This window comes from Streptomyces sp. IMTB 2501 (assembly GCF_001953885.1).
In the GTDB taxonomy this organism is placed as follows: domain Bacteria; phylum Actinomycetota; class Actinomycetes; order Streptomycetales; family Streptomycetaceae; genus Streptomyces.
This window is the reverse complement of sequence record NZ_MQUS01000018.1, coordinates 172,433-179,478: the sequence shown is the minus strand read 5'-3', so window position 1 is coordinate 179,478 and position 7,046 is coordinate 172,433. Positions and strand designations below refer to the sequence as shown.

At 63.9% G+C, this 7,046-nt stretch carries 6 protein-coding genes; 5 read left to right on the top strand and 1 reads right to left on the bottom strand.

The window, feature by feature from the left end; translation table 11 throughout:
• Positions 1-93: 93 nt before the first annotated feature.
• On the bottom strand, positions 94-1,374 hold the full coding sequence (locus tag AV521_RS28585; protein WP_179023445.1) for an MFS transporter: 1,281 nt from the start codon (positions 1,372-1,374) through the stop codon (positions 94-96).
• Between the two features lie 172 nt (positions 1,375-1,546).
• On the opposite strand from AV521_RS28585, the gene AV521_RS28580 reads away from it, so the two are divergent.
• The 5 genes from AV521_RS28580 (at position 1,547) to AV521_RS28560 (ending at position 7,033) form a co-directional block, all read left to right on the top strand.
• A complete protein-coding gene (locus AV521_RS28580) occupies positions 1,547-2,365 on the top strand; it encodes a leucyl/phenylalanyl-tRNA--protein transferase (protein ID WP_076092127.1) in 819 nt (272 codons plus the stop codon).
• Positions 2,362-3,675: a condensation domain-containing protein gene (locus AV521_RS28575; protein ID WP_076092125.1), complete on the top strand. Its 1,314-nt coding sequence runs from the start codon at positions 2,362-2,364 to the stop codon at positions 3,673-3,675. Before AV521_RS28580 ends, AV521_RS28575 begins: the two co-directional genes overlap by 4 nt.
• Positions 3,676-3,777: 102 nt before the next feature.
• Positions 3,778-4,503: a 2-C-methyl-D-erythritol 4-phosphate cytidylyltransferase gene (locus tag AV521_RS50130; RefSeq protein ID WP_218639371.1), complete on the top strand. Its 726-nt coding sequence runs from the start codon at positions 3,778-3,780 to the stop codon at positions 4,501-4,503.
• Complete coding sequence (locus AV521_RS28565) at positions 4,500-5,219, top strand: SDR family oxidoreductase (protein WP_076092123.1); 720 nt, start codon at positions 4,500-4,502, stop codon at positions 5,217-5,219. The genes AV521_RS50130 and AV521_RS28565 overlap by 4 nt, the downstream gene beginning before the upstream one ends.
• On the top strand, positions 5,186-7,033 hold the full coding sequence (locus AV521_RS28560) for a non-ribosomal peptide synthetase (protein ID WP_076092121.1): 1,848 nt from the start codon (positions 5,186-5,188) through the stop codon (positions 7,031-7,033). Before AV521_RS28565 ends, AV521_RS28560 begins: the two co-directional genes overlap by 34 nt.
• Positions 7,034-7,046 lie beyond the last annotated feature (13 nt).

Here is a 7,046-nt window from a genome sequence, read left to right as displayed (position 1 = left end):
ACGAGTACCGGCAGGCAGGCTGACCACCGACAAACTCGCAGATCCAGCCGATGAAGCCATTTTGAAGCCTACGGGGTCAGGAAGCGGGTTCCGTTACAGACACCCCTCGGCTGGGGCAGGAGAGGCCTCGTTCGATTGCTGGTCTTCGGCGGCCGCAACGGTCGGCTCCGGGATTCGACTGGTGGCGAGGACCAGTAGCGTGGCCGCGGCCATCAGGCACATGCAGAAGACGAGGCTGCGCGAGTACCCCAGCGCAGCGGCCAATGGGCCTATTACGGCGAGGCTGGCCGGCCGCAACGCCAGCGAGATGACGCCATCAAAGGCAAAGACTTTGGCCAACGACTCTTCCGGCACATGGCTTTGGAGTGCGACGTGCCAGAGCGTGTCAAACCAGGTCAGAGACAGGCCGTACAAGGCGAATGCGATGACGGCCACCGGGAACGGCGGCGTCCAGGCCAGGCAGCTGAGCGCTGCGACGGTGCCGGGCAGCACCGCGAGGTAACCGACCTGCAAGGATCGGCGAGTCCTGAACCGGGTGGCGGCGAAGCCTCCGACAAGACTCCCGATACCGTCCGCAGCCAGGAGGATGCCCCAGGCCGAGGAGCCTTGGTAGTGCCTGAGTGCCACCGTGGGACCGAGAACGGTCACCGCCCCGAGTACGGAGAACTGGAAGAGCGAGGCGTAGGCCATACCGGTCGACAACCATCGCCGTGAACGGATCTCCTGCAGTCCGGCGACGAATTCATGACGCATCGACGTCACGACGGTCCGACTTGCCTTGAGGCCCGTCAAAGGCATAACGGCAAGTGCGGCGGCTGCGAAGGTGAACGCATCGGCTGCGATCGCCGCTCCGGCATGCGCTACGGCAACGAGAACACCTCCGATCAGGGGGGCAAGGGTAGTTGTCGAACTGGACGCCATGGAGGACAACCCGTTGGCGGCCTGGAGGTCGTTCTTTTCGACAAGACGGGGAACCACCGCACGAGAAGCGGGGTAATGGAAGGCCGTTGCAACACCGTGCAGCGCATACAGCGCAGAGATCAGCACGACACCGCCTGCCTTCGACGTGACAGCGGCAGCCATGGCACCTTGCACAGCCGCGCGTGTGATGTGTGACAGCAGGAGAATCCGACCGGGTGACACCCGGTCACCCACGACTCCGCCAAGCATCATGGCCGCCGCCTGGGGCACCAGTCGGGCTGCCAGGACCAAGCCTAGAGAAGTAGCGGAGCCAGTCATCTGCAGTACTGCGAACGGAATGGCGACCAATGTAAAACCGTCACCCAATCCCGATATGACTTGGGCAAAAAGTAAGCGCCGGAACCCTCGGCTGGATGGCACATAAATAGCTGCTTTTTTCTTCGAACCAAGCATGAAACCCCTAATTTCACCATACCCAACGAACGGCCCATCAGGAATCAAGCGGACCCATCCCGCCATTGAGGGCGCGCGGGCAAAAATCGGACAGAGCGGCTTGCCTCGCGGACGCTTGTTGTTGTTACATTAGCCCAGTGTTGGCTTTCGCGACGCATACGGGGGATCATCGTTGGGCGGAGCTGAGATATCTGCATGCCACAAACCTGCTGGTGGCGAAGAGATTGGCGACATCTGGAGCTGCGCGACTCTGGGTCTCGTCGATGGACTGCCTGCGGCAATTGGGGGCGAACTGACGGCTGAGAGTCTCCTCGAAGCATGTCGACGGGGACTGTTGTGTGAGCCGACAGCCGAACCGGACCGGGTCACGGAAAATCGCACGGCCTATGCGGTAGACGTTGAAGACGGCACGGTTCCTACACTTCCGGGAAATGCCGATCCGTACTCAATTCTATGGTGGTCCCCAGCCAGCAGGTATGTAATTCCGGCGAGCTCCATCCGCATCAACCGGACATTACGAAGAAGGCTGCGCCAGACATCGTGGACAACCACCGTTGACCGCTGCTTTGACGAGGTCCTCAAGGGGTGCCGGGAGAACCGCGACAGGCAGTGGTTGATGGCCGACTACATGCATTCTTTGACATCCCTCCACGAGGCCGGCAGGGTCCAGAGCCTCGAAGTCTGGGAGGAGAGCTGTCTCGTCGGTGGACTGTTTGGCCTGTCTCTGGGAAAAGTCTTCGTTATGGAATCGGCCTTCCATCGGGTGCCGGATGCAGCCAAGGCGGCGATTGCGGATCTGGCCGAACGTGCGGCCAGAGTCGGGCTACAGGCGCTCGATGCCCAGGTCAGAAGCGACTACACCGTCAGCATGGGCGCCTCCCCCATGTCGCGAAAGACCTACCTTGAGCTGCTGGCCGACGATGGCACGCCGCAGCGCATCCCGAGCGGCGAACAAGCCGTTGCGCGTTTGGTGGAAAGGGCAATCGAGTGAAGACTTCTATCCCGCGGCACTTACCTGCCGGCACCCGCACGGTGCCCGTAACCCGAAATCAGGCTGGGCGTCTGGCATTGGCACGAGGTGCGGAGCGGTGGCGAAAGCCGCCGTGCTCGTTCGGATTGCGTCTACAGGGCGAGGTGAACCCCGATCTCTTGGAAGAGGTCCTCACCCATGTCGCACGACGGCACACGGCACTACGCACAACGTTCCCTGACTACGAGCCGTCGGGCAGCGGCTTGTTACTCCCAACCGATCAGGTTCATTGGAACCTGACACGGGTTGATCTGCGAGGCATCCCGCAGCCGGCACGGCAGCGGGCCGAGGATGCGGCCTTCCGGAAGGTGCAGGAACCTTTCGCCCCCGATGAGTTCCCACTTTTTCGGGGATCCCTCCTGCGTTACGAGGAGGATTACGTCCTGACCGTCGCAGTGGACCATATGGTCTTCGACGGCGAGTCGATCCAGGTGTTTCTGGGTGAATTCGGTCGATTCTACCAGCAGTTGGCCTGTGGATCGACCGCAGATCTGGCCGACGACGGTGGGGGCTCGGACTTCGGGGAATTCAGCGCTTTTGAATGTGACTGGTTGCAGAGCCCTGAGGCCGGGGACGCTTTGGTTCACTGGAAGAGCGTCTGGGACGGATTCGGTCCCTTCCCTCCCACCCGGATTCCCGTGCGAGATGTCGAAGGTTCCGGCGCTTTGTGGCGGCAGTCGCTTCCTGCTGACGTCGTTCACGCGCGTCGGCGTCGGTTCTCTGGCGGCTACTTGTCGCTCCCGGCGTTCGCTGCAGCCGCGGTGCTCGCCGCGTTGCGGGACATGACAGGTCAGACCGAGGGTGGTGTGCTCCACCCGTCATCGCGTCGCTTCACCGATGCGACGCAGGGCATGATCGGCTACCTCAACAACCGCACACTGCTGCGCGCTGACACTCCCCTCGGGGCTGATCTGTATCAGATCGCCGCCATCACCCGTGCGGCTATGGTCGACGCCTTGGAGCACCAAATGATGCCGTTCGAGGTCCTCCTCGATCATTTCGCGCCACAGCTCCGCAACCGTCGCCCAGACCGGCCCTACATTCATCTGAACGTCCAGGCGAGTCCGGTCCTCCCTTCCCTCCCTGGCCTCAACGCCTCTCTGTTCTGGCCGCCACAATCCAGTGCCCTGCAAGACATCCCCTGGATCAGTGTCGATCTCGAGGATGGCCGGGAGCACATGGTGCTGACAGCCGGCTATTCCACAGGAAAGTTCGAGCCCGACCTGGTCTCCGAACTCATGGCCCGGGTGGCAGGCCATCTCACGGGTTGACGGCCCTGTCGAAACACTTCACATCACCAGTAACGGGGACATCAAGTGACACTGCACCAGCACCACCCATACTCCCTTGAGGACACTTGGAACACAGGCGTCGTGATCCTCGCCGCCGGGAGCGGTGAGCGGCTCGGCCTCGGCCCGAAAGCCCTTGTCAGCCTCGCGGGCAAGCCCATGCTGATACACGTCCTGGAGGCGGTGACCGCCAACGAACAGGTGTCCTCAGTGGTGATCACCGCCCCGGAGGACACGCTCAGTGACGTCGAGGAGCTGGTCCGCCGCAGCGAGCCGACCCTGCCTATCCGTGTCGTCGCAGGAGGCACCACCCGGCAGGCGAGCGCTCGCGCCGGCCTGTCCGCCCTTCCTCCCGAGGCGAACTGGGCGGCTGTGACAGACGCCGCGCGGCCCTTCACACGCCCGGGGACGGTGGACAGCCTGCTGGCACATGTGCGTGCTGCCGTCGGCGCTGAGGCTCATCTGCAGCCCTGCGGAATAGTCCCTGTCATCCCCCTTGCGGATAGCATCCATATGGCTGCCGACGGTCCCCTGCTGGCCGAACCTGTCGACAGACATCCGCTCCGGGCTGCGCAGACTCCTCAGGTCTTCCACCGTTCCTGCCTGGCAGACATCTACCGGTCAGCAGCGGCGACCGGAAGCACCTGGACCGACGAGGCCGGTCTCGTGCACGCATGCGGCGGGCGCGTGCTCAGCGCCCCCGGCGACCCCGCCAACTTCAAAATCACCTACCAGCACGACCTGGTGCTCGCCGAGGCAGTCCACACGCACACCGCCACGCTCGCTCAGAGGCCGCTGGAGGCTCGGTGACCGAATTCCAGGACAAGGTGGTCGTCATCACCGGCGCAAGCTCTGGGATCGGTGAAGCCACAGCCCGAGCGTTGTACGCCCAGGGCGCGAAGGTGGTGCTGGGAGCGCGGCGAGGTGACCGGCTTAAGGAAATCGCCAACGGTCTGTGCAGCTCACGAGTGGCCTGGGCTGAAGTGGACATCCGGTCCATGGAGCAGGTGGGCAACCTGTTCGCTCTGGCCGTAGAAACCTTCGGACGGGTGGACTGCCTGGTCGCCAACGCAGGCGTCGGCGCCTACGGAGGCATCCTGGACCTGAATGACGCTCAGGTTCGAGAGCTCATCGACACCAACGTCACCGGGACCATTTGGTGCGTGCGCTCCGCTGTGCCACTGATGCTCGCGCAAGGCGGAGACATCGTTCTGGTGAGTTCCGTCGCCGGCCTACGTGGCAAGGCTGAAGAGGCCGTCTACGCGGCCACGAAGCACGCCCTGATCGGGCTGGCGGGCTCCATGGACCGCGAACTCCGCCAGGCCGGGATACGTGTGACCGCAATGTGCCCGGGCGCCACGGCTACCGAGTTCGCCATGGGCCAGGGAAGACACCCCGGGATGCCTCAGCTCCAGGACATGATGCGCCCCCATGACGTCGCCGAGGCCATCGTCTACGCGCTTGCACAACCAAGGACCATGCGGACCCTGCTGTGGAGCATGCGCAGCGCGGCCTCAGAGAACTGATGGAACGGAACGAGGACAGGATGAAGCAGGTTCCGGACGCCGGGGGCAGTCACCAGCTGCTCCACGAAGGCTTCGTCGGCATCGCGCACCGTCATCCCGGCCGTCCGGCCGTGGTCGGCGGAGGCACGGAATTCACCTATGCGGAACTGGATGAGGGCTCGCATGCTCTCGCACATACACTGCTCGCCGCAGGAGTGCGCCCGGAGATGCCCGTAGCGGTGCTTCTCCCCCGCAGCGCCGAACTCCTCACTTGCCTGCTGGGCATCTGGCGAGCCGGTGGCGCCTACGTGCCACTTGACCCTCGTGCGCCGCTCGACCGCCTCCTCCACATGGTCGAGGACAGCGAGATATTCGCAGTCCTCACCACTGCACATCTGAGACCGCTGGCAGAGTCCCTGGGCAGGACCATCATTGAAGTCGGTCTTGACGGCAATACTCTGCAGACTGTCACTTCCCCCGGTGACGTGGCAGGCACAACAGGCCTTCTGCCACAGCCGGATTCCTCACGTCTGGCGTACGTGCTCTTCACCTCTGGCACGACTGGGCGCCCCAAAGGGGTAAGGGTGGAGCACGGCAGCCTGACAGCCATGGCGCAGGCACACGAGAACCACTTGTACGCGCCGCTGAGGTCATTCCAAGGTCGGGTAGCGCTCAACAATCCGGCAACGACCGACGCGTTCTTCTCGGAATTCGCCCATCTCTCCTACGGGCGCACGTTGTACGTCCTGGACGAGGACACTCGACGCGATCCTGACCGGCTCGCAGCCTTTCTCGACCGGCATGACATTGAAGCCCTGGACGCTACTCCCACACAGGTCAGAGCACTGTTGATCGCCGGTCACCTGGAGGCCGTCGGCCGCCTGCGATGCCTGGTACTCGGCGGTGAGCCCGTCGATGCCCGAACGTGGTCCACGCTGCGGGCTCTGAGCCAGACGGCCGTGTACAACCTGTACGGGCCCACTGAATGCACGGTCGACGTGATGGGCGCCGCGCTGTCCGACAGCGAATCACCAGTGATCGGTCGACCATGGCCGGGCACAGAGGTGCTGCTTCTCGACAGCGCCCTCCAGCCGGTTCCGGACGGGGCTTCTGGCGAGATATGTGTGTCAGGGCCCCAACTGGCCCGTGGGTACGTCCGCCCTGGACCCGCTGAGGAGGCACGCTTCACCCAGCTAAACCTGCCCGGGCGCACGCAGGCCGTCCGGATCTACAGGACGGGCGACCTGGCGCGCCGGAACTCCCAAGGAATGCTGGACCTTCTGGGGCGCGCTGACGACCAGGTGAAAGTCCGCGGGTACCGGGTGGAACTGGCGGAAGTGGAAGCGGCGCTGCGGAAGTGCTCGGGAGTCCTGGACACGGCTGTGGCCCTCCAGCAATCGCAGGCCTCCAGCACGCTCATGGCATGGGTGGTTACCAGCGCAACCACGGAGCTGGATCAGGTACGCCGTCAGCTGTCCTCTCTACTCCCCGACTATATGGTGCCCGTCCTGGCCGTCGTGCCCCGCATACCCATGGCCGTCACGGGCAAGGCCGACGTCAAGGCCCTGCTCGCCCTGTCCCCCGCACAGGGTCCCTGTCCCCTCTCGTCCTCGACCGATGTGCGTGCAGGACTCCTCAACGTGTGGAAAGTCGTTCTCGATGTGCCCGAGGTGGCCCCGCAAGACACTTTCTTCGACCTGGGCGGGGACTCCCTCAAGGCCACCCAGATGACCATGCGATGCCGTCAGGAGACCGGGAAGCGCATCCCTGTCCGACTCATTTTCGACCATCCCGCGTTCGCCGACTACTGCCTGGCGGTGAGCCGGCTTGGCTGAGTTCGCCCCTTCC

What these genes read in the sequence shown, in the direction of transcription:
- AV521_RS28585 (WP_179023445.1), bottom strand. Translation starts at nt 1,374, where the DNA reads ATGCTTGGTTCGAAGAAAAAAGCAGCTATTTATGTGCCATCCAGCCGA.